Annotated in this window: 18 protein-coding genes; 15 read left to right on the top strand and 3 right to left on the bottom strand. The window is 36.9% G+C overall.

Features of this window, described 5'->3' with window-relative positions; translation table 11 throughout:
• Entirely contained in the window at window positions 1-2,412 is a 2,412-nt protein-coding gene (locus IWC72_RS07525) for a TonB-dependent receptor plug domain-containing protein (protein ID WP_194529363.1), read from the top strand.
• Window positions 2,413-2,489: 77 nt separating this feature from the next.
• On the opposite strand, the gene IWC72_RS07530 is transcribed toward IWC72_RS07525, so the two are convergent.
• Window positions 2,490-2,930, bottom strand: coding sequence for a hypothetical protein (locus IWC72_RS07530; RefSeq protein ID WP_194525604.1), 441 nt, complete (start codon window positions 2,928-2,930; stop codon window positions 2,490-2,492).
• Between the two features lie 190 nt (window positions 2,931-3,120).
• Between IWC72_RS07530 and ileS the strand changes: the two genes are divergently transcribed.
• The 4 genes from ileS to IWC72_RS07550 all read left to right on the top strand — a co-directional run bounded on the left by ileS (window position 3,121) and on the right by IWC72_RS07550 (window position 8,275).
• Window positions 3,121-6,519: an isoleucine--tRNA ligase gene (ileS, locus tag IWC72_RS07535; RefSeq protein WP_194529364.1), complete on the top strand. Its 3,399-nt coding sequence runs from the start codon at window positions 3,121-3,123 to the stop codon at window positions 6,517-6,519.
• Window positions 6,520-6,523: 4 nt separating this feature from the next.
• A complete protein-coding gene (locus tag IWC72_RS07540) occupies window positions 6,524-6,907 on the top strand; it encodes a TraR/DksA family transcriptional regulator (RefSeq protein WP_194525606.1) in 384 nt (127 codons plus the stop codon).
• A 71-nt stretch (window positions 6,908-6,978) separates the two neighbouring features.
• Window positions 6,979-7,593 (top strand): DUF4097 family beta strand repeat-containing protein, encoded by a 615-nt coding sequence (locus IWC72_RS07545; RefSeq protein ID WP_194529365.1) that lies wholly within the window; start codon window positions 6,979-6,981, stop codon window positions 7,591-7,593.
• A 37-nt stretch (window positions 7,594-7,630) separates the two neighbouring features.
• Window positions 7,631-8,275: a lipoprotein signal peptidase gene (locus tag IWC72_RS07550; RefSeq protein WP_194529366.1), complete on the top strand. Its 645-nt coding sequence runs from the start codon at window positions 7,631-7,633 to the stop codon at window positions 8,273-8,275.
• A gap of 10 nt (window positions 8,276-8,285) precedes the next feature.
• Here IWC72_RS07550 and IWC72_RS07555 read toward each other — a convergent pair whose 3' ends face one another.
• The gene (locus tag IWC72_RS07555) at window positions 8,286-8,849 is read right to left on the bottom strand and encodes a 5-formyltetrahydrofolate cyclo-ligase (protein WP_194525609.1); all 564 of its coding nucleotides are present in this window, start codon (window positions 8,847-8,849) and stop codon (window positions 8,286-8,288) included.
• Window positions 8,850-9,276: 427 nt separating this feature from the next.
• On the opposite strand from IWC72_RS07555, the gene uvrC reads away from it, so the two are divergent.
• From uvrC to IWC72_RS07605, 10 genes are all read left to right on the top strand, one after another.
• Window positions 9,277-11,064 (top strand): excinuclease ABC subunit UvrC, encoded by a 1,788-nt coding sequence (uvrC, locus tag IWC72_RS07560; protein ID WP_194529367.1) that lies wholly within the window; start codon window positions 9,277-9,279, stop codon window positions 11,062-11,064.
• A 21-nt stretch (window positions 11,065-11,085) separates the two neighbouring features.
• A complete protein-coding gene (locus IWC72_RS07565; protein ID WP_194529368.1) occupies window positions 11,086-13,353 on the top strand; it encodes a patatin-like phospholipase family protein in 2,268 nt (755 codons plus the stop codon).
• Window positions 13,354-13,541: 188 nt separating this feature from the next.
• Window positions 13,542-14,684, top strand: a complete 1,143-nt coding sequence (hppD, locus tag IWC72_RS07570) for a 4-hydroxyphenylpyruvate dioxygenase (protein ID WP_194525612.1) — start codon at window positions 13,542-13,544, stop codon at window positions 14,682-14,684.
• Window positions 14,685-15,184: 500 nt separating this feature from the next.
• Entirely contained in the window at window positions 15,185-15,964 is a 780-nt protein-coding gene (locus IWC72_RS07575; RefSeq protein WP_194525613.1) for a DUF3108 domain-containing protein, read from the top strand.
• 7 nt (window positions 15,965-15,971) lie between these two features.
• Window positions 15,972-16,943 (top strand): tryptophan 2,3-dioxygenase family protein, encoded by a 972-nt coding sequence (locus IWC72_RS07580; protein ID WP_194525614.1) that lies wholly within the window; start codon window positions 15,972-15,974, stop codon window positions 16,941-16,943.
• Between the two features lies 1 nt (window position 16,944).
• On the top strand, window positions 16,945-18,240 hold the full coding sequence (locus tag IWC72_RS07585; RefSeq protein WP_194525615.1) for a M23 family metallopeptidase: 1,296 nt from the start codon (window positions 16,945-16,947) through the stop codon (window positions 18,238-18,240).
• A gap of 78 nt (window positions 18,241-18,318) precedes the next feature.
• Window positions 18,319-19,956 (top strand): glucose-6-phosphate isomerase, encoded by a 1,638-nt coding sequence (gene pgi, locus IWC72_RS07590; protein WP_194529369.1) that lies wholly within the window; start codon window positions 18,319-18,321, stop codon window positions 19,954-19,956.
• A gap of 172 nt (window positions 19,957-20,128) precedes the next feature.
• Entirely contained in the window at window positions 20,129-22,744 is a 2,616-nt protein-coding gene (locus tag IWC72_RS07595) for a TonB-dependent receptor (protein ID WP_194529370.1), read from the top strand.
• Between the two features lie 93 nt (window positions 22,745-22,837).
• The gene (locus IWC72_RS07600) at window positions 22,838-23,278 is read left to right on the top strand and encodes a hypothetical protein (RefSeq protein ID WP_194525618.1); all 441 of its coding nucleotides are present in this window, start codon (window positions 22,838-22,840) and stop codon (window positions 23,276-23,278) included.
• Window positions 23,279-23,320: 42 nt separating this feature from the next.
• Window positions 23,321-23,914: a 3-keto-disaccharide hydrolase gene (locus IWC72_RS07605; RefSeq protein WP_194529371.1), complete on the top strand. Its 594-nt coding sequence runs from the start codon at window positions 23,321-23,323 to the stop codon at window positions 23,912-23,914.
• A gap of 61 nt (window positions 23,915-23,975) precedes the next feature.
• On the opposite strand, the gene IWC72_RS07610 is transcribed toward IWC72_RS07605, so the two are convergent.
• Window positions 23,976-25,022 (bottom strand): endonuclease/exonuclease/phosphatase family protein, encoded by a 1,047-nt coding sequence (locus tag IWC72_RS07610; RefSeq protein ID WP_194531109.1) that lies wholly within the window; start codon window positions 25,020-25,022, stop codon window positions 23,976-23,978.
• Between the last annotated feature and the right edge of the window lie 42 nt (window positions 25,023-25,064).

Consider the following 25,064-nt stretch of genomic DNA (forward strand, 5'->3'; position numbering starts at 1 on the left):
ATGAACAAATTTCTGTTTTTACTTATTTTTTTGTGCGTTCAGGCCGCATTTGCCCAACAGATTACGGTTTTGGATGTAGATAGTCGTGAACCTATAGGAAATGTGGCTATTTACAATAATGACCATACAAAAACGGCACTTGCCGATTTTGATGGCAAGGTAGATTTGAGCGTTTTTGATTCGGAAGAGCGTATTACTTTTCGTCATCTCAGTTATCAATTAAGGAAGAGTGCGAAAGCACAAATTCTTAGGCATGGCAGTCAGTTTTATATGGTTATGAAGGCCGAAGAACTGGACGAGGTGGTTATGTCAGTTTCTAAATGGGAACAACAAAAGAAAGATATTCCCAATAAAATGACGGTTATAGACGCACGGGAAATTTCTTTTTCAAGTCCGCAAACTTCCGCAGACCTCTTGCAGAATAGTGGAAAGGTATTCGTTCAGAAAAGTCAACTCGGTGGTGGTAGCCCAATGATTAGGGGGTTTGCAACTAATCGCTTGCTGTTGTCTGTAGACGGGGTGCGTATGAACAATGCTATTTTCCGTGGAGGTAATTTGCAAAATGTAATTTCAATAGACCCTTATTCCGTAAAAAGTACCGAGATAATATTTGGCCCAGGTTCTGTAATCTATGGTAGTGATGCTATTGGTGGGGTTATGAATTTTTATACCAAAAAAGCAGAGTTTTCAAATTCCGACAGTCTTACTTTTTCGGGTAACGCAAGCTATCGTTTTGCTTCGGTAAATACAGAAAATACGGTTCATGTAGATTTTAATTTGGGTAAAAAGAAATGGGCTTTTTTAACTAGTGCTACCTACAATAGTTTTCAAGATATGAAAATGGGGTCTCACGGTCCGGATTCATATTTAAGAAATCAATATGTATCTACCATTAATGGTATGGATGTTCTTGTTGATAACCAGAATACTAAAATTCAGAATCCTACAGGTTACAATCAGTTTAATTTGATGCAAAAAATAGCATATAACCCCAATAATACATGGCATTATGATTTAGGTTTACATTATTCGGAAACTTCGGATTTTGCGAGATATGACCGTTTAATTAGACCTGATAAATCTGGAGAGGGACTTCGTTCTGCAGAATGGTATTACGGGCCTCAAAAATGGTTCATGGGCAATTTGCAAATGAATAAAAGAGGGAAAGGTATTTTTTATGATGGATTAAAAATAACAACCGCCTATCAACATTTTGAAGAAAGCCGAAATGATAGGGGTTTTCAAGATGTGGTTAGATATTCAACAGAAGAAAAAGTAGATGCCATCTCCACCAATATCGATTTTGAAAATAAAAAAATTGGCAACTTACGTTTGTATTATGGAGGCGAATATATTTTTAATAAAGTAGGTTCTGTTGGTAGCCAAGAAAATATAGAAACCCGTTTGGTTTCTGAAACGGCCTCTAGATATCCAGATGGAGCTACTTGGCAAACGCTAGCGGGTTATGTAAATGGAGAGTATAAAGCAAAACCTAATTTCACGGTACTCTCTGGGTTACGATATAGCCATGTTTGGATAGATGCTGATTTTGATAAAACCTACTACCCGTTTCCATTTGATGATGCTAATCTTAATAACGGAGCATTGACCGGTAGTTTGGGCTTTAGTTGGTTCCCAAAGGCAGACTTACAGATAACCTTAAATGGTTCAACCGGTTTTAGGGCACCTAATGTGGATGATGTAGGCAAGATTTTTGATTCCGAACCTGGTGCGGTAGTGGTTCCTAACCCGGACTTAGAACCAGAATATGCGTATAATATAGAGTTAGGTCTTCAAAAGAACTTTAATGACAAGGTAGTTTTTAAAAGTACCGCGTTTTATACGTATTTAGTAGATGCTTTGGTGCGCAGGAATTACTTGTTTAATGATGAAAATGAAATCATGTATAATGGCGAGTTAAGCAGTGTGCAGGCTATTCAGAATGCTGCGAAGGCGTTTGTCTATGGTTTTGAATTTGGATTAGAAGCTTTTCTTACGGATAATATTTCAGTAGTTTCTAATGTAACTATTACCGAGGGGATTGAAGAAGAAGATGACGGTACCGAATCTCCCGGGAGACACGTTGCACCTACTTTTGGAGATTTACACTTGGTTTATAAGAACCAAAGACTTAGGACTGATCTGTTTGTTAATTATAACGGAGAGATTCCCTTTTATGATTTGGCAGCATCTGAGCGTAGTAAAGAATATATATATGCAACAGATGCAGATGGAAACCCCTATTCTCCTTCTTGGTACACTTTGAATTTTAGGTCGCAATATGAGGTTTCAAATGCGCTAAAAGTTTCTTTAAATCTTGAAAACTTTACAAATCAACTATATCGTTCGTATTCCTCTGGAATTTCTGCACCGGGTATTAATTTAATTCTAGGGTTGGGATACCGTTTTTAGTAATATGGGGCGATACAAAAATAAAGAACCCCGGCCAATGGCCGGGGTTCTTACGTTATACTAAGTATAACTTATAATTAGTTGATAGCAGCTTTTGCTTTATCAGCAGCACCGTTAGCAGCAGCTTTAGCATCGTCACCAGCTTTATTGGCAGCGTCTTTTGCTTTGTCAGCAGCTTCACCAGCTTTTGCTTTAACATCACTTGCAGCGTCATTAGCTTTAGCTTTGATGTCATCACCAGCAGCTTCAGCTTTAGATTTCAAATCGTTAGCAGCATCTTCTGCACCAGCTTTGATTTCTTCGCCAGCTTCCTCAGCTTTTTCCATTGCTTCGTTACCAGCTTCTTGTGCTTTGTCCATGGCGTCAGACCCCATTTCTTTAGCATCTTCACCAGCTTGCTCCATTGCCGCACCAGCTTCATCAGTAGCACTCTTTGCTTTGTCCGCAGCTTCTCTACAAGAAACAAAAGAGATACTCAAGGCTAGCATTAAAACGGAACCTAAAATTACTTTTTTCATGATTTTGTGTTTAAAGTTTTGTTTAATTGTTTTTCTCATATACGTATGAAACCAAAATTTAGACGCTATTTTTTAACATTTTCTTACAAGCTTGTTTTTTACTCCGTATTTCAATTCTGTCAAATCGACTTAATTCGACTAAAAATCCTTAATTTTGCAGCCTTAAATTAATGCAGTAGAGCCACTTATTATGAAGTTTGCGGAATATAAAGGATTGGACTTGCCCAAAGTAGCTGAGGATATACTTGATTACTGGAAGCAAAATCAAATATTTGAGAAAAGTGTTTCCTCCAGAGAGGGTAAACCTAGTTATGTGTTTTACGAGGGTCCACCATCAGCAAATGGTATGCCTGGTATACACCACGTAATGGCACGTACCATCAAGGATATTTTTCCTAGGTACAAGACTATGAAGGGGTTTCAAGTTAAACGTAAGGCCGGATGGGATACTCATGGATTACCTATAGAACTGGGTGTTGAGAAGGAATTAGGTATTACTAAAGAAGATATTGGGAAGAAAATCTCTGTAGAAGAATATAACGCAGCTTGTAAAAAGGCGGTTATGCGCTATACGGATGTTTGGAACCGTATGACGGAGCAAGTAGGGTATTGGGTAGATATGAACGACCCATATATTACCTACAAGCCAAAATATATGGAGTCTGTTTGGTGGTTGTTGAAGCAGATTTATGATAAAGGTCTTATTTATAAAGGGTATACAATTCAGCCGTATTCGCCAAAAGCAGGTACAGGTCTAAGTTCGCATGAATTAAACCAGCCGGGAACGTATCAAGATGTTACGGATACCACGGTTGTGGCGCAGTTTAAAGCAATAGAAGATTCATTACCGGATTTCCTTCAGAACGAAGGCGATGTATATTTCTTGGCATGGACCACCACGCCGTGGACACTTCCTTCCAACACAGCGTTGACCGTTGGTCCAAAAATAGAATATGTCTTGGTAGAAACGTATAATCAATATACGTTTAAACCCATGAACGTGGTGCTTGCCAAAAACTTGGTAGGGAAGCAATTCTCCGGAAGGTTTCAACAAGTAGAGTCTAAACCAGAGTTGTTAGAATATGCATCTGGAGACAAGAAAATTCCTTTTTACGTTGTAAAAGAATTTGTGGGTAAAGATTTGGTAGGTGCAAAATATGAGCAGCTACTAGATTATGCCTTGCCGTACCAAAATCCTGAAAATGCATTTCGTGTAATTTCGGGAGATTTTGTAACAGTAGATGATGGTACAGGTATTGTACATACCGCACCTACCTTTGGTGCGGATGATGCTTTGGTGGCTAAACAGGCATCACCGGAAATACCACCATTATTGGTGCTGGACGAGAATAATAGCCCAGTCCCATTGGTGGACTTACAGGGTAAATTTCGTCCTGAAATGAAAGAATTTGGCGGTAAATACGTCAAGAATGAATATTATGAAGCGGGTGAGGCGCCGGAAAGATCTATAGATGTTGAGCTTGCCATAAAATTAAAAGAAGAGAACAAGGCCTTTAAAGTAGAGAAGTATGTGCACAGTTACCCGAACTGCTGGCGTACCGATAAACCTATTTTATATTACCCTTTAGATTCATGGTTTATTAAAATCAGTGATGTCAAAGACCGCATGTTCGCATTGAACCAGACTATCAACTGGAAACCAAAATCTACCGGAGAAGGTCGTTTTGGAAACTGGTTGGCAAATGCTAACGACTGGAACCTTTCTAGATCAAGGTATTGGGGAATTCCTCTTCCAATTTGGAGAACGGAGGACGGTAAAGAAGAACTGATTATTGGGTCTGTAGCAGAGTTGAAAGCTGAAATGGCAAAAGCGGTAGCTGCAGGGGTAATGAAAAAAGATATTTTTGATGACTTTGTTGTCGGAGATTTTTCTGAGGAGAACTATGATAAGATAGACCTTCACAAGAATATCGTAGATGATGTTGTTCTAGTTTCCGCATCGGGCAAACCTATGAAACGAGAAAGCGATTTGATAGATGTATGGTTTGATAGTGGTTCCATGCCTTATGCACAATGGCACTACCCGTTCGAAAACAAAGATTTGATTGATGAGGGCAAGACCTATCCTGCAGATTTTATTGCAGAAGGAGTAGACCAGACTAGGGGTTGGTTCTATACATTACATGCTATTGGTACCATGGTATTTGATTCCGTGGCGTATAAAAATGTTGTTTCCAACGGACTTGTACTGGACAAAGAGGGCAAAAAAATGTCCAAACGCTTGGGCAATGCTGCTGATCCTTTTGATACGATGAACGAACACGGGGCAGATGCTACACGTTGGTACATGATTTCTAATGCCAATCCATGGGACAACCTAAAGTTTGATACGGATGGTATTGTTGAGGTAAAACGAAAATTCTTCGGAACACTTTATAACACCTATTCTTTCTTCGGCTTATATGCCAATATTGATGAATTTGATTATTCAGAAGAAAATATTCCGTTGAGTGAAAGACCGGAAATTGACCGTTGGATTTTATCTGAACTTCACTCTTTGATTAAAACGGTTGATGAAGCTTACGCTGATTACGAACCTACAAAGGCTACACGTGCTATTTCGGATTATGTTCAAGAGAATCTGAGTAATTGGTATGTACGTTTATGTAGAAGGCGTTTCTGGAAAGGTACATATGAGAAAGATAAAATATCGGCTTATCAAACCCTGTATACCTGTCTTGAAACCGTTGCCAAATTATCGGCCCCTGTGGCTCCTTTCTTTATGGATAGACTTTATAAAGATTTAACGAATACCACACATACAGAGGCTTTTGAATCGGTACATTTGGCAGAATTCCCAAAGTATAATGAAGCAATCGTAGATAGGGATTTGGAAAGTAAGATGGAGAAAGCACAGACTATTTCGTCTTTAGTGTTATCCATTCGTCAGAAGGAAAAGATAAAAGTGCGCCAGCCATTACAGAAAGTAATGATACCTGTTTTGGATGAAAATCAAAAACACGAGATAGAGGCAGTTGCCGATCTTATTATGTCTGAGGTAAATGTTAAAGAAATAGAATTGTTAGACGATGCTTCCGGAATTTTGGTGAAGCAGATTAAACCTAATTTTAAGGCTTTAGGCCCTAAATTTGGGAAGGATATGAAAAAAATTGCTCAAGCTGTAGCTCAGTTAGGGCAAGAGGATATCCAGAAAATTGAGCAGAAGGGCGAAATTTCACTTGACATTGACGATAAAATTATTACATTACAGCTGCAAGATGTAGAGATAGCCTCTCAAGATATCGAAGGTTGGTTGGTGGCAAGTTCAGGGTCTATTACGGTAGCCTTAGACGTAACTATCAATGAAGATTTAAGAGAAGAAGGTATTGCTAGAGAACTTGTAAATAGAATTCAGAACATAAGAAAAGATTTTGGGTTTGAGGTGACAGATAGAATTGACGTTAAGATTCTAAAAGATGGTTTTGTTGAAAAAGCGGTATTTAATAATATAGATTATATTAAAACCGAAACCTTAACAGCAGAACTAATTTTAGAGGAAAAATTGGAGGAAGGAGCCGAGGTTTCTTTTGACGAAGTGAACACTAAATTATTTATTGAAAAACATTAATACAATGGCAGAAGATTTAAAAGTTAGATATTCGGATAAGGATCTTGCCGAATTTAGAGTGCTGATCGAAGATAAAATCGAGAAAGCAAAAAGTCATTTAGACTTGTTGAAGAGTTCGTATATGAACGACGGTAATAACGGAACTGATGATACTTCACCTACGTTCAAAGCTTTTGAAGAAGGTTCGGAGACTATGAGCAAAGAGGCGAATACGCAGTTGGCTATACGTCAGGAGAAATTCATAAGAGATTTGAAAAATGCACTTTTACGTATTGAGAACAAAACCTACGGTATTTGTCGCGTAACAGGAAAGCTGATTGCTAAAGAGCGTCTTAAGTTGGTTCCTCATGCTACTTTAAGTATCGAGGCTAAGAATATGCAAAAGTAATTGCTGCATTATAAAATTAAAAAAGCCTACAAGAACTAATTTCTTGTAGGCTTTTTTTACGCCCTAAAAAAATGAAGAGCTTTTTAGTTTTCTTTTTATTCTTTAATCTTTTGGCTGCACAAAAGGTGGTGAAAAAATCACTGATTAATGATGCGGTTACGGCAATAAATATTGATGTAGCTAATTGTTATGAATTGAAATTGGAAACCTCGGAGAGCCATGAGATGTCTGTAGAGGCAATTATTGACGGGGAGTATACAAAAGACCTTTTGCTATCCGTGAAGGAAGATGGAGGTTCTATAATGATCAGCAGTGGTTTTCAACCCAATTTTAAGAACCCTAATGATAAGCTTAGCGCACACAAGGTTATATCAATCTCTTTAAAAGTAATTCTTCCTTGTTTTAAGTATGTCACCGTTTTTGGAACTAGTTGTAATGTGTTTGCTACTGGTACCTACAGAGAGCTGAATGTTTCATTGAATGACGGAAATTGTGAACTCGTTAATGCCTTGGAAGATATAAATGTGCATACTCAGAGTGGTCATATCTTGGTCCAAGCTCTAAAAGCTGATATAAAGGCTAATAGCAAATATGGAAACATAGATAAAGAAGACATTCCTATAGGAGATGCTATATATGAGCTTACTTCCATAACAGGAAACATACGAATAAAGAAAACCGAATAATATACTTATTTTTGCTTATTCAAGTTGTATATATACTATGAATTTAAAGAAGTCATTGCTCATTATCATTGTAATCTTATTGATTGATCAATTGAGTAAAATTTATATAAAGACCCATTTTGTATTGGGTGATTCTGTTGAGGTTTTTAGTTGGTTCAAAATACTTTTCATTGAAAATTCCGGAGCTGCTTGGGGTGCCAAGCTTAGTGATTTCTTGCCTATATCGGAACCTACAGGTAAATTAGTGTTGACCATATTCCGGTTGTTTGCAGTGGCGGGAATAGGGTATTGGCTGTATGATACTATACGTAAGGAGTCGTCAAAAACCCTTATTCTAGCAGTTTGCTTGATCTTTGCAGGAGCATTGGGCAATATTATAGATTCCGTACTGTACGGGATTGTTTTTGGAGATAGTTACCAGCAATTGGCTACAGCGTTTCCAGACGAGCCTTATGGTAGTTTGTTTTATGGGAAAGTGGTAGATATGCTCTATTTTCCTATGGTAGATACTACATGGCCAGCTTGGATACCTTATTTTGGAGGCTCAACTTTTCGCTTTTTTGAGCCTGTTTTCAACATAGCAGATATGGCTATTAGTACAGGGGTAGGCATTCTCCTGGTTTTTAATAAAAAAGCTTTTGGTAAGATTGATGATGAAATACCTGCGGAGGAGGTGGCTTAATCTTAATTATTTAAAAAGAATAGGTCTCGGAGGGGGTTACGCAGTAGTTCAAAGGAATATCATTGCTATTCACATCTGTTATCAATTCTTCTTCCGTTGAAAACAAAGACAATCCAATTTTAATTACATCTTTTGGACATTCGGCTAAAAAAGTATCATAAAATCCTTTTCCATAACCAACACGATTTCCCTTTTTGTCAAAAGCAAGTAAGGGAATGAAGACAACCTCTATTTTAGTTGTAGGTACTTCTATTCCATCAATAGGTTCGGGTATATTCCATTCGTTATTTTTAAGACGCGTAGAATCCGTTAGCAAATAATGCTTTAATGTGGTTTTGTTTACTACTTTGGGTAAAACTACATTTTTATCCTTTCCTTGTAGTATGGATAGGATGAAGGTAGTGTCAATCTCCTTGTTTTCAGAAATCGGCAAAAAAATATGGTAATAATCGTATGACCATATTGGCAATTTAAGTATTTCGTTAGCAATACTCAGGCTAGAATCTGCGAGTGATTCATTATCTATTGAATCTCTTCGTTTTTTGTATCGTGATCTTAAATCTTTTTTGAGCATTGATTATGACCTCACTACAATTGGGGAAACTCTAGGTATGCCTATTCTTTTACTGACACTGCGTAATATATCTTAAAAGATATCATTAAGATGAGATACAGGCCGAGGGTTATAATATATTTATCCATGTGGTAAATGATTTTGATTCTTAAATTTAAATAAAAAAATCAATCAAAACACTTTTAAATGCAACTTTTTATCGATGAACTGCATTTTTTAGAGTTTTTTAACGTTTTTGCACGTAAAAACGCGCAAAATTGCACAAGAGTAACATGCTGAAGCTTAACTATTTGTTCATGTTAGTTTTGCATGGAAATCTCGATTCGTTAAAAAAGAGTAAAACACTTAGCCCTTTTGATAAAACGTAGTAATTTAACATGATAGAAGTAGATACACCTTCCATTAATTTGTTAAACCGTTTTTAATAATGCCCCAAGTTCCTATAAAAGTACAATTAAGTACATTGCCCCAGAGCCCTGGGGTGTATCAATTTTATGATATAGAGGATAAAATACTGTATGTGGGTAAAGCCATAAATCTAAAGAAGCGGGTATCTTCATATTTTACAAAAAACCATGAATACGGAAAGACGCGTGTTCTTGTGAAAAAAATAAAAAGTATAAAGCATGTTGTGGTTCCGACGGAATCTGATGCGCTACTTCTGGAAAACAACCTAATAAAAAAATACCGGCCTAGATATAATGTCTTGCTGAAAGATGATAAATCATACCCTTGGATCTGTATTAAGAACGAGCGTTTCCCTAGAATTTTTCCTACTCGAAAACTCATAAAAGATGGTAGTGAGTATTTTGGGCCGTATACAAGCATGAAAACGGTCCGGACACTGCTGGATTTAATTAAAGGCGTGTATTCTTTGCGTACATGTAATTATGATCTGTCACAGGAGAAAATAGAGACAGGTAAATATAAAGTGTGTCTAGAATACCATTTAGGTAATTGTAAAGGCCCTTGTGAAGGTTATCAGAGTGCAGAAGACTATCATAGTCAAGTTGATGATATAAGGAAGATAATTAAGGGCGATTTTAAATCTTCGTTGAGTTATTTCCGTTCACAAATGAAAATCATGGCTTCTGAAATGAAATTTGAGGAGGCTCAAGAGATAAAGGAGAAGATTGAAGTGCTTGAGAATTATCAGGTGAAGTCTACAATTGTTAACCCTAAAATTAATAATGTAGATGTGTTCTCAATTATTTCAGATGAGAGTCATGCGTATATAAATTTCCTGCAATTGTCTCATGGTTCCATTATACGATCCCATACCATGGAAATAAAAAAGAAATTGGATGAAACCGATGCAGACCTTCTGGCACTGTCCATTATAGAGATTAGGCAAAGATTCAACTCGCTTTCTAGGGAACTTTACCTCCCTTTTGAGGTTCCAGTAGAGTCACATTTAAAAATTACAGTCCCTAAATTGGGAGATAAAAAGAAAATATTGGAATTATCTGAACGTAACGCCAAATTTTACAGGCAAGAACGCTTCAAACAAATTAAGATTATTGACCCGGATAGGCATACGAACAGGATCATGGCGCAAATGAAAAAAGATTTGCATCTTTCCGAAGAGCCTAGGCATATAGAGTGTTTTGATAACAGTAACATTCAAGGTAGTAATCCGGTGGCTGCATGTGTTGTTTTTAAAAATGGGAAACCTTCAAAAAAAGAATACCGTCATTATAATATTAAAACAGTAGAAGGTCCGGATGATTTTGCTTCTATGGAAGAGGTTGTTTTTAGGAGGTATAAACGTCTGTTAGCTGAAGATGAGCCATTACCACAGTTAATTGTTATAGACGGAGGAAAGGGGCAGTTGTCTTCCGCTTTAAAAAGTTTGGATATCCTTGGATTGCGAGGAAAAATAGCTATTATAGGCATAGCAAAACGTTTAGAGGAAATTTATTTTCCAGAAGATAATATTCCTCTTTATCTCGATAAGAAGTCGGAGAGCTTAAAAATTATTCAGCAATTAAGAAATGAAGCACATCGCTTTGGTATTACTTTTCATAGAAATAAGAGAAGTAAGGCTGCAATAAATTCTAAGTTAGAGAGTATTGAAGGCATTGGAGAAAAGACGGCTGAGGAGCTTTTAAAGCGGTTCAAATCCGTAAAACGTATAAAAGAGGCATCCATAGAAAACCTGACTGAAACTGTTGGTATGTCTAGGGCGAAAAAAATTTATGAAGCTTTCCATTAAAATTACGATTAAGACGGTATTATGCAAAGAGTCATATTAGGTATTGTTTTGCTTCTCTTCACATGGGTCTCCATGTCTCAAGACCATGAGAAAAAAGACTTGAAAGTGGGACTGGTGCTTAGTGGTGGTGGTGCAAAGGGTATGGCACATATTGGTGCTATAAAAGTTTTGGAAGAGGCTGGTATTAAAGTAGATTTTATTGGAGGTACAAGCATGGGTGCTATTGTGGGTTCTCTATATGCTGCCGGTTATAATGGGAATCAATTGGATTCTATTTTTAGAGCAACTGATTTTACCAATCTCATACAGGATAACCTGCCTAGGAGTGCTAAAACTTTCTATGAGAAAGAAAACTCGGAAAAGTATGCTGTTACCCTTCCTTTTGACAATTTTAAAGTATCCGTTCCTCCTGCGTATTCCGGTGGTCAGAATGTATATAACGAACTGGTGAAATTCTTGTATCCTGTGCGGAATATAAATGACTTTAATGATTTGCCTATTCCATTTGTCTGCGTGGCCACAGATGTGGAAACAGGAGAGGAAGTTGTTTTGAGGGAAGGGTATTTGCCGGAAGCTGTTATGGCAAGTGGAACATTACCGTCTCTTTTTGAGCCGGCCCGGATTAACGGTAAGGTATTGATAGATGGTGGAGTGGTGAATAACTACCCTATTGAAGAGGTCAGAAAAATGGGTGCGGATATTATAATTGGGGTAGATGTGCAGCACGGGCTCAGAGATAGGGAATCGTTATTGACCGCTACTGAGATTTTATTACAAATCAACAATTATAGGACAGTTCTTGATATGGCTGAAAAGTCAAAAAAGACAGATATCTATATAAAGCCCAATATGGTAGATTACTCCATTATAGATTTCAATCTTGATGATGTAATTATTAAAAGTGGTGAAGAAGCGGCACGTAAAAAAATGGATACTTTAAAGGCGGTCGCCTCTAGGCAGAACGGAAAAAGAAAAGTTAGGGAGAGAATTGTTTCTACGGATACCTTAAGTATTAGTCATTTGGTCATATTAGAAAGCGAGAATTATTCTAGGGGCTATGTAAAAGGAAAATTAAGGTTTGATACGGATAACCCAACCACCTTTTCACGTGTACAACAAGGGATTAGTAATTTGGCCGCCACAGGTAACTTTCATACAATCCATTATAAATTACGGGATAATGAAGACAGTGACGAGCAAGAGATGGTTTTGGATCTGAATGAAAACAACAGCAAATCTTTTATTCGCATTGGGGCACATTATGATAACTTGTATAAAACGGCAGCTATTCTAAACTATACACGTAAAAGTTTAATTACCAGAGATGATGTTTCTTCTTTTGATTTTATTATTGGAGATAACGTTAGGTACAAATTACAGTACTATGTAGACAAAGGGTCGTATTGGAGTTTTGGACTTAATTCAAGCTTTAATGAATTTGAAAAAGATGTAGATTTTGATTTGGTACGAACTAATTTTGGTGTTCAGGCAGGGGCTAATTTAAACTCCATAAATATGGATATAACAGATTTTACGAATCAAGCTTATGTTCAAACAGTGTTGCGGGAGGAGTTTGCGTTTAGAATGGGTATTGAACATAAGTTTTTGAAGTATAGTACTAAAACCTTAGGACAAATTGCAAATACGAGTATCGGACAGACAGGAAGAAATACAGACGGGAGAACATTTTTGGAAAAAAGCAGCTTTTATAGTGCTTTTGGACAACTAACTTTTGATACATATGATGATAAATACTTTCCGTCAAAAGGGTTGTATTTTGATGGTGATTTTCATTTTTATGTCTTCTCGTCAGACTTTAATAACAACTTCAAAGAGTTTTCAATTGCAAAGGCAAAAGCGGGTATTGCTATACCTTTTATGAAGAATTTTTCATTCAATATTGAGACTCAGGGAGGGTTTAAATTAGGAACTTCAAATGTTTCTTCTTTTGATTTTATCCTAGGTGGTTATGGTACGCATCTTTTGAATAATTTCACGCCGTTTTTTGGGTATAATTTTTTAGCGCTTCCGGGTAACGCCTTTGTAAAGGCATACGGAAGGCTAGATTACGAATTTGTACCAAAAAATCATTTAATGTTTACGGCAAATTATGCCAATGTTGCAGATGATATTTTTAGAACAGGAGATTGGTTTGAGTTACCAACTTATTCTGGTTATGCTATTGGTTATGGATGGGAATCTTTCATGGGGCCAATGCAAATACATTATTCTTGGTCTCCAGAAGGCAAGACCAATAATTTCTTTTTTAGTCTAGGGTATTGGTTTTAATGTCTTTAAGTTAAGGGTTATGTTTTTTTTCCGATATTTGTGATATATGCTAGAATTAAGAGTTGATATTACCGCTCACCTTAGAGCCATGTGGTAAATAGCCAGATTTACTTGAGTTCATGTTTTTGCATGGACAACACTATTTTTTTTCGACTTTTTAAATTTTCACTTCACTAAAAACATATATCATGTCTACTTTAGATACTACCTCGTTGAATTTGCCTAAGGAAAATCCGGAAGCAGAAGACTTCCTTCCTTTGTTGGGTACAGATTATATAGAACTTTATGTGGGAAATGCTAAACAGGCAGCCCATTATTATATGGCGGCCTGGGGTTTTCAGCCATTGGCCTATGCAGGGCTTGAAACCGGACTAAAAGACCGCGTGTCCTACGTATTGCAACAAGATAAAATTAGATTGGTACTTACTTCTCCATTAAAATCGGGAGGCGATATCAATAAACATATAGATGCTCATGGAGATGGTGTCAAAGCTATTGCGCTTTGGGTAGATGATGCTTCCCAAAGTTATACTGAAACAACAAAAAGAGGGGCTGAGAGTTATTTGGAACCTAAAACCATTTCAGATGAAGATGGGAAAGTAGTTTTGTCCGGAATACATACCTATGGTGAAACGGTACACGTTTTTATAGAACGAAAGGATTACAAAGGTGTTTTTATGCCTGGATATAAGCCTTGGAATCCACATTTTAAGCCTGCAGATGTGGGACTTAAGTATGTAGACCATATGGTGGGTAATGTGGGTTGGAACGAAATGAACAAGTGGTGTGAGTTCTACGCCAAGGTCATGGGATTTGCCCAGTTGGTATCTTTTGATGATAAAGATATCTCTACGGAATATACGGCGCTCATGAGTAAGGTGATGAGTAATGGTAACGGACGCATCAAGTTTCCGATTAATGAACCTGCGGACGGTAGAAAGAAATCGCAGATAGAAGAATATATAGATTTTTACAATGGTGCCGGGGTTCAACATATGGCTTTGGCTACGGATAATATTGTTGAAACGGTTACAGCCTTAAGAGATAGAGGTATTGAATTTTTAAAGGTACCTTCAAGTTATTATGAAGATGTACTGGATCGCGTAGGGGAAATAGATGAAGATTTAGCGCCTCTTAGCGAATTAGGAATTCTTATTGATAGAGACGAAGAAGGGTATTTGCTGCAAATATTCACCAAACCTATTTTAGATAGGCCCACTATGTTTATTGAAATTATTCAACGTAAGGGAGCTAAATCTTTTGGGAAGGGGAATTTTAAAGCACTTTTTGAGGCAATAGAAAGAGAACAAGAGTCTAGAGGTACGTTGTAAATTTGCTTTATTTATCCTTTGTTCGGTTTTTTGCCGCATACGGCGTGCAATTTTACATGTAAAATGGAGGCTTTAGGCCCCAAAACAGTCGTCATATCTTAATGAAATGCCAAATTTATAGCCGTAAGTAAAAAGAACTGTTAATGTAATAGTTAAAGTAAGTTAAAACGGTTTGAGGATTCAAAGTATGCCTTAAATTTGTAGTCGTAAGGGGTGGTTCCCTTACAACTTTAAGTATTGGTTTTTCATAATTTAAAGTTTGGTTGGTTATTTAGGAAAAGCCCTGACATGAAATGTTGGGGCTTTTTTTTAATCAGTTGTTCAACTTACATGGTTTAACACCAGTGTAGGAGTTTGTTTGTTGATAAATTCAATATAAAGTATCAAAAAAGCGCAGCTGTATAATGCATACAATACTTTGGAATAAATTTTGTTTAAGTAATTGTAAGCCCTTAATATGATATGAGTGCATTTTGTATTTTTATCGTAATACTACAGCTATGAAAAAAGCCATTGCATTACTTTTCCTTTTTACATTCCTTTCCTCTTACTCTCAAAATAGTAAGTCGGCTTTTGATGCCGGTGAGTGGCTCAAGTTTAGAATGCATTACGGCTTTTTAAACGCAAGTTACGCCACTTTGCATGTAAAGTCCGATGTTATTGAGGATGTGCCTGTATATCATGTTGTGGGCCATGGTGAGACAACCGGTTTTGCCAGTATATTTTTTAAAGTAGATGATACGTATGAAAGCTATTTTGGAAAAGAAGATGGTAAGCCTTATAAATTTATTAGAAAAATAAGCGAAGGTGGCTATACCAAAGATATAGAAATTAACTTTGATCATCAGGAAGAGAAAGCAGTTCTGAATGATAAAAAGCATAATAAAAAGTATAATTTTGAACTACAGGATAGTATTCAGGATTTAATTTCGGCATTTTATTACCTGCGTAATAATTATGACCCTAATCAATTAGTGATAGGTGAGGCTGTTAAGTTGAAGATGTTGTATGATGATGATGGTATTTTTAACTTCAAGCTTAAATATTTAGGTACAGAAGTACTTAAAACTAAGTTCGGTAAGGTAGAATGTTATAAATTTAGACCCTTAGTACAATCCGGTCGTGTTTTTAAGGAAAAAGAAAGTCTTTCGTTATGGGTTTCTGCAGATGATAACAGAATACCTATTCGTATACAGGCAGATTTATCTGTGGGAGCGATAAAAGCAGACCTAGACGGATATAACGGACTAAAACACCAGTTCAAGATAATAATGGATTAAAACCCCAATGAGAGATAAAGAGCGAATAGATTCACAAATTTCAAAACTAGAAGAGAAGTATAAAGATTCCGGTCAGGATTTAAGTTCTTATTTAGACGGGCTTCTTTACCAACGTTACCTCACTTATTGGGATTATATTCATTTAGATACCCTTTTGAGTCTTCAGGTGCCTCGTACCTATTTTCCCGATGAGGAAATTTTTATCATGTACCACCAGATTACAGAGCTGTATTTTAAGCTTATCCTTCATGAGCAAAAGCAGTTGGTAGATGATAAATCTCAGAATATAGATTTCTTTATTGAAAAAGCTAGACGAATCAATAGCTATTTTAAAGCATTGATATCCTCTTTTAGTATTATGATAAAAGGTATGGAGAGAGAGCAGTTCCTTCAATACCGTATGGCTTTGCTTCCGGCAAGTGGTTTTCAGTCTGCACAATACCGAATGATTGAAATATATTCAACTCCTTTGGAGAATTTGGTTCACCATGCAGAAAGAGATTCCTTTTCATCGGAAAATAGTTTAGAGGAGCTTTATGAGGGAATTTATTGGAAAAAAGGGGCAACCGATTCGGCTACGGGAGAAAAGACATTGACGTTAAAGCAGTTTGAGTACAGGTATACGCCGCGTCTAATACGAATTGCAAAACAAGTTGAGCAAAATACTATTTATCAGAAGTATCAGCAATTACCGGCAGACAAGAGAGATAATAAAGAGCTGATAGAAGCGTTAAAGACTTTGGATATGAATGCGAACGTAAATTGGCCGTTAATGCACATGGGGTCTGCCCATCGCTATTTAGGAAAGGACAAGGAACAGATAGATGCTACGGGAGGAACGAATTGGAAGGAGTATTTACCGCCCAGTTTTCAGAAAATCGTGTTTTTTCCGGAAATCTATTCAAAACAAGAGTTAAATAATTGGGGGAAAGAGTGGGTAGACCATATCTTTAACCCAGATAAGAAACAAACAGAGTAGCATGAATAAATATTGGGGCCTTCTTTTCGTTATTTTAGTATCACTTTCCTGTAAAGATGATAAGCCAGTTCTAAAAGAACCGGTTAAGCAAATGGCTGCAATTGTTCCTGTTGAGAAACCCATAATGAAGCAGTTTGGGTTTAACCTAGATGAGTTTACCGTGCAGTTGGATACGGTTAAAAATGGAGATAGTTTTGGGGAATTAATGCTTCAGAATAAAGTAGATTATCCAAAGATTGCTAAAATCACCCAAGAATTTAAAGATACTTTTGATGTTCGCAAAATTCGTGTGGGTAAACCATATCTTATTTTAAAGTCCAAAGATACTACAGAGGCCGCTCAAGTTTTTATATATGAGAATGATCCTATTAACTACACTGTAGTTGATTTACGGGATAATGTTAAGGCATATAAGGATAAAAAAGAAGTTACTTACGTAGAGCGTGAAGCTTCGGGGGTAATAGAAAGCTCATTGTCTCAGGCAATTTTAGAACAAGGGATAGACTACACGGTTACTAATAGTTTGTCTGAAGTGTATGCTTGGACAATTGATTTCTTTCGCCTTCAAAAAGGAGATAAGTTCAAAGTTATTTATAAGGAAAAGTATATCAATGATTCAATATACGCAGGTGCTGGTGCAATAGAAGCAGCTTATTTTGAGCACAACGGAAGACCTATTTACGCTTTCGCCTACGAAAATGATTCATTAAAAAATATAGTCGATTATTTTGATGAAGAAGCTAATAACTTAAGAAGAACGTTTCTTAGAGCACCAGTTCAGTTCAGTAGAATATCATCTAGATATAACCTGAAACGAAGAATCCGTTATTATGGCAATAAAATAAGACCTCATATGGGAACGGATTATGCAGCGCCAAGAGGAACACCTATTCTAGCTACTGCAGATGGTACCGTAACCGAATCTACAAGAAGAGGTGGTAACGGTAAATATGTAAAGATTAGACATAACGCAACCTATTCTACGCAATATTTGCACATGAGCAAGCAGAACGTGAAGAAGGGGGCGTACGTGAGACAGGGAGATGTAATTGGTTGGATTGGTATGACGGGTAACACCAGCGGTCCTCACGTATGTTATCGTTTTTGGAGAAATGGAAGACAAGTGGACCCTTTAAAAGAAGAGCTTCCATTGGCAGAGCCATTGGATGAGTCTTTGCAACCAGAGTATTTCAACTATGTTAATCCAATAAAAGACCAGTTAGATTGCATGACATATCCAGAAAGTCCGGTGCAGGAAGATATTCTAGCCGAAGATTTAGCATCTGCAGAAAAATAACGGCTCCTAGGGTTTTGGTTTAGAGTGATATGGTTTATTTTCGCCATAGACAATTGCTAACACTCTAAAAAATCCAAAATGTCATTACATAGCACAGATCCTACAGAAACCTCTGCTTGGAAGAAGCTTTCTCAGCACTTTGCAAATACCAAAGAAGAACAGTTAAAAGACCTTTTTGCTTCTGATGCATCTAGGGCGGAAAAATTCACTTTAAAGTGGAATGATTTCTTAGTAGACTTCTCAAAAAATAGAATTACAGACGAAACGCTACAACTGCTTTTAGAATTGGCCGATGAGGTAAATTTAACCGATGCTATTCAAAAACAATTTGGTGGAGATGAGATAAACCAAACGGAAGGCCGTGCAGTTCTACATACTGCGCTACGTGCTAAAAAGTCCGATACTATTTTGGTTGATGGCGAGAATGTAATGGATGAGGTGTATGAAGTTAAAGAACATATAAAAGAATTTACAGAAACTATTATTTCAGGAAGTGCAACCGGATATACAGGTAAAGCTTTTACAGACGTAGTAAATATTGGTATAGGCGGTTCGGATTTAGGACCAGCTATGGTAACTGAAGCGCTAAAATTTTATAAGAACCATCTAAAGCTTCATTTTGTGAGTAATGTAGATGGTGATCACGTAAATGAAGTTTTAAAAGAACTTGATCCAGAGACTACCCTTTTTGTAGTTGTTTCAAAAACATTTACTACACAAGAAACATTAAGTAATGCCACTACCATTAAAAAGTGGTTTTTAAAGCACGGAACACAAGAGGATATTGCCAAACACTTTGCGGCGGTATCTACAAATACAGAAGCTATTTCTAAGTTTGGTATCGCTGCCGAAAACGTATTCCCTATGTGGGATTGGGTTGGCGGTCGTTTTTCATTATGGAGTGCCGTTGGTCTCTCAATTGCATTGGCTGTAGGTTTTGAAAATTTTGATGAGTTATTGGCAGGTGCAAATGAAATGGATGAGCATTTCAAAACTGCCGACTTTAAAGAAAATCTTCCTGTAACCTTAGCATTGATAAGTGTTTGGTACAATAATTTCTATGGGGCGGAAACCGAAGCTATCATACCGTATACACAATACTTAAGTAGGTTCTCGGCCTATCTTCAGCAAGGTATAATGGAAAGTAACGGTAAAAGCGTAGGTCGTAATGGCAAGCGTGTAAATTATGAGACTGGTACCATTATTTGGGGAGAGCCAGGTACAAATTCACAACATGCTTTCTTTCAGTTGATTCATCAAGGAACAAAAATTATTCCAGTGGATTTTATAGGTTACAAGAAGTCTTTACATGGCGATGTTGACCATCACAATAAATTAATGGCCAATTTCTTTGCACAGACGGAAGCCTTAATGAATGGTAAGACGGGAGATCAAGTTCGTGAAGAGTTAGAGGGTAAGGGTATGAGTGAAGGTGAAATCGAAAAATTATTAACTTTTAAAATATTTGAAGGAAACAAACCTACCAATACCATCCTTATTGATAAATTGTCTCCAAGGAGTTTGGGTAGTCTAATTGCGCTTTACGAGCATAAAATCTTCGTGCAAGGTATTATCTGGAACATATTTAGTTATGATCAATGGGGTGTGGAACTGGGTAAACAATTGGCGGGTACGATTTTGAAAGACATTCAAGGTTCGGAAATTGCTGATCATGATAGTTCTACTTTGCAACTTCTAAAATATTTTAAGGGTTAGAATACCGTTTCTGTATTTTTTTTAGAACAATGGCGCAACATCTTCTTAAAAAGAAGATGTTGCGCCATTGTTCTGTATATTCGCAAAGGGGTTATTTAACCTTCCCTTAACATTCGCAAGACCAAAATGAAGCACTTTTGCAGCAAATTGAGAAAACGTAAAAACTGAACAAATGAAAAAAATGTACTTCGCATGGGTCGCATTTCTAATGACGACCATCGCATTTTCACAAGCTACTATAACGGGAACCGTTATAGATGGTGAGCTTAATGAGCCATTACCGGGCGCAAGTGTTGTTATTCAAGGAACCACAAATGGTACCTCCACTGATTTTGATGGTAAGTTTCAAATTGATGTTACTGAAAGTTCAGGAACACTAGTAGTTTCTTATATTGGGTACACATCTAAGACGGTAGCTTTCACTACTACTGGTAGTATAGGTTCTATTACTTTGGAGCCTGATGCAGAACAATTAGGGGAAGTTGTTGTTGTTGGATCTGGTGTTATAGATTTAGCAGAAGACAGAAAGACTCCTGTGGCAGTTAGTACGGTAACTAAAGGTGTTATTCAGCGAAAAGCTGTTGGTAATGTTGACGTTGCTGAAATAGTGAAAAACACACCTTCTGTTTATGTATCTGGTCAAACTGGATTTGGTGACGGACAATTGTTTATGAGAGGTTTCGATCAAACAAATGTTGCAGTACTATTGAACGGTCAGCCTGTAAATGGAATGGAAGATGGAAGAGTATATTGGTCTAACTGGGCGGGTATTGCAGATGTAGCAAATGGTGTTCAGGTGCAGCGTGGTCTAGGTTCTTCAAAGCTGGCTATCTCTTCTGTTGGTGGTACAATGAACTTAGTGATGAAATCTACGGATAGAGAGCAAGGTGGATTTGCTAGATTTTTAACAGGAAACGATGGTTATTTAAAAGGAACTGTTTCTTATGATACAGGAATTAACGATAAGGGTTGGTCCTTTTCTTTGCTGTTAGATCATTGGCAAGCAGAAAATAAGTGGGCAGATGGAACATTTGGCTCAGGACAAACTTATTTTTTCTCTGTTGGTTATAAGCCAAATGAAGACCATTCATTCAACTTTTTGATTACAGGTGCTCCTCAGCAACATGGTCAAAGATGGTCTCAAAGTTTATCTACAATTGAAGAGAACCCAAAGTTCAATCAACATTGGGGCTATACTTCAGGCTTGAATTCTGGAACAGGTTATTACACGGACGATATAGAGTCTGAAAGAACCAATTTTTACCATAAGCCTGTAGCAAACTTAAACTGGGACTGGTTAATTAATGATAAGTCACAATTGTCTACAGTAGTATATGCTTCTGTTGGTAGAGGTGGTGGAACCGGAGATCGTGGTGATGGCCGTGTTAGAACGGATGATGGTCAAATGGACTATTACGGTATTGAACAGCAAAATTTAGCTGATCCTGATGGAATTGGGCAATCTGGAGATTATTTTATTCTTGATGATGGAGAAGAAGAAGGTAACTATATTCGCCGATCTTCAATGAACAATCATTTATGGTATGGTTTAGTAACCAACTACGAAACTGAATTGAATGAATATTTCGATTTTAATGTTGGTGCTGATTTTAGATTTTATACAGGAGATCACTTTAGACAAGTAACTGATTTTTATGGTTTAGATGGCTGGGCAGATGATAGACCAGATAATCTTGTTGTGACAGAATCTTTCGATTATAATCCTTGGTCTACACTTTTTGATTATGCGGATGAGGATCAGAGAATAGATTATGATTATTCTGAAACAATCAATTATCAAGGTATATTTTCCCAGGTTGAATACTCTAAGAATAAATTCTCTGCATTCTTGCAAGGAGCTGTATCTAATCAATCTTATGTAAGAGATGGTAGATTGGTTGGTCCTGGAAAGTCTGATAAATTGAATAAAATAGGATATAACCTTAAAGGAGGTATGAGTTATGATGTTAATGAAGAATTTACTTTGTTCGTAAATTCAGGTCATTACTCTCGTCAACCTTTCTTGGATAATGTTTTTAGTAATATTCGGTATTCTAATGATTTAGTTGTGCCAGATGTAGATAACGAGGAAATAACAAGTGTTGAATCTGGATTTAGGTTTAATAAAGGAAACTTTAGAGCAAACTTTGACTTTTATTACACGAATTGGGATAACAGAGTTATTCTAACGACAGGTACTGAAATGATTGATGGAGATGAGGTTGATGTTAATAACTTCAGAAGAGGTGTACGCCAAGAACATAAAGGTGTAGAATTAGATCTTAAATATAGGATAGCTAACAAATATAACTTAGGTGGTTATATTTCTGCTGGTTCTTGGAATTATAGAAGCATTGATAGAATCGATTCTTATAGTGATGATAGCGGAGAATTGCTTTCAAGTGTAACATCTGGTAATGATTTGAATAGTGTGGACGGAACACATATCACTACTGCGCCTCAAACTACTGCAGGTTTAACTTTTGATGGAGAAATCTTTAAAGGTTTGAGAATAGATGCCAACTGGAACTTTTACGAAAGACATTACCAAAATGATATAGATTTCTCAGGTTCTGATATAGAGACTCAAGACAATGGGATATTACCTTCTTACTCGTTACTTGATGCTGGAATTGAATATGCATTCATGTTTGGAGAGAATAAGCTAACTCTTAGAGCTAATGGGTTTAACTTGTTAGATGACATTGAGCTTCAGCAAACAGATGATTTTGGTTATTATAATACAAACGGATTCACATGGAATGCGTCTGTTAGATATGATTTCTAAGAATAGAATAACATGTATACTAAAACCCTGCCCATCGGCAGGGTTTTTTTATGCCCAAAAATCAGTACATTTAAAGCTTAAAATATATCTATTATGTACGAAGTTATTCAGGTAGTTCACTCTTATTTGGCCTATGTTGTGCTTGCGCTTTTATTTTTTGCCGTTGCTAATGCTATTATGGGTTGGGTAGGCAATAAAATGTTTACTATGGAAAAGGATTTGCGTCTAAGTCTTTTTACCTTAATCTTATCTCACATTCAGCTGTTGGTTGGGTTGATATTGTATTTTGTATCCCCCAGCGGACTTCAAGCTATACAGGCTTTGGGGATGGGCGGTCTTAATTCTGCATCAAGATTATTAGCAGTAGAACATCCGTTCATAAATATTATTGCAATCGTTCTAATTACGGTGGGTTGGTCGCGTCATAAAAAGTTTGTTGAAGGTGATAAGAAGTTCAAAAGCATCGCAATTTTTTATGGTCTTGGATTAGTACTTATTCTTAGCCGCATTCCTTGGGGGCAATGGCTTGGTTAAATCAATGGCCATTCAACTAGGAACATTAACTAAACCAATTATATGAAGCAGATTTTAGTATTAGTATTTACACTCTTTACAGCTCTTACATATGCTCAAGAGAAAGAACTTTTTAATGGAAAAAATTTAGACGGCTGGACGGTCTATGGGACTGAAAAATGGTATGTAGAAGATGGTCTTTTAGTTTGTGAAAGTGGGCCTGATAAACAATATGGATATTTAGGTACAGATAAGCATTACAAGAATTTTGAACTGACCGTAGATTTCAAACAGTTAGCAGATGGTAATAGTGGTATTTTTATTCGTTCCACAGTTGAGGGTACTACAGTTAGTGGTTGGCAGGTAGAAGTTGCTCCTCCTGGTTATGACACAGGTGGTATTTATGAATCCTATGGCCGTCATTGGTTGGTAAAACCTGCACCTGAAAAAGGTAAAGCCCTTAAAATGGGAGAGTGGAATACCATGAAAATACGTGTAGATGGAGACAATGTCACTTCATGGTTAAACGGTACTGAAATGGTAACGTTAAATGATAAAATAGTAGGTGCTGGAGAAGGCTCTGTAATACTACAGATTCACGACGGCGGAGGTATCAAAGTACAATGGAAGAATATAAAAATTACAGAATTGAAGTAATTCTTGAAGTCTAAAATTATTTGAGGCGGCCTGTTCACAATCTAGTTTGAACAGGTCGTTTTTATTTTCCCTGTACAGGTTTTATGAGATACATATACACAGGAAAGTGGTCTGAATAGCCACCAGTATAGCTTCCGCCGGCATATGTTCTTTGTGGATATCCTTTGTATTGTCCTTTTTGCGAGATTAAATATGGTGCGTTAAAGACATTGGCTTTCCAAAATTTATAATTGCCAACTTTAGGGTTGAAAAGATTTTCAGTGAAGAAGATTTGGTCGAATAAGTTCCATTTGTCTCGGTAGGCGAGTGAGCCGACACCCTTTTTGTAAAGTCTTTCCATGGGGTTGTATAAACTCATACTATCTAATTGCTTAGCTTTTCCAACGGTCTTCAGTATTTTTTTGAAGCTATCGTTGTTAGGGTCGTCATTAAAATCACCCATACTAATGATTTTGGCGTCAGTGTCTAAACGTTGGACCGAATCTATAATGCGTTTACTAAGCTTTGCCGCTGCCATTCGGTTGGGCTTACTTCTAGCCTCACCACCACTACGGGATGGCCAGTGATTGACCATAAAGAAGAACTGTTCGTCATCTAACAACCCACCTACAATGAGTTGGTCTCTGGTGTAGTTTCTTTGATCATCGTCATTAATGAGTAATAACCTATGGCTTTCGGAAGAAGTAGGTAAGAATACGGATTTTTTATACAAGAGAGCAACGTCTATTCCACGTTCGTCAGGTGAATCGTAATGCACTATGCCATAATCTTTGGTAATTAAGTTTGGGTGATGAATTAAATCTTCAATAACCTTACGGTTTTCAACTTCACAGATACCAATAATGTCAGGTGCACTTCCGCTTTTATGCGAGCCTATTTCGGACAATACACGGGAAAGGTTGTTTAGCTTTTTATTGTAACGTTCTTCTGTCCAGTGGTCTTTTCCTTCAGGAGTCCGGTCATCATCAAATATAAGAGTGTCGTTCTCCGTGTCGAACAGGTTTTCTAAGTTATAGAAAGCAATTGTTCTGATTCGATACGATTTATCCTCTTGTGAATTTGCCCAAAATGAGACTAAAAGAAAAAGTAGTGTAAGTCTAAAATTCATATAATCAGATAGATATAAATACCAATTAACGAAAAAACGATG

The organism is Zobellia roscoffensis, assembly GCF_015330165.1.
GTDB classification, from domain to species: domain Bacteria; phylum Bacteroidota; class Bacteroidia; order Flavobacteriales; family Flavobacteriaceae; genus Zobellia; species Zobellia roscoffensis.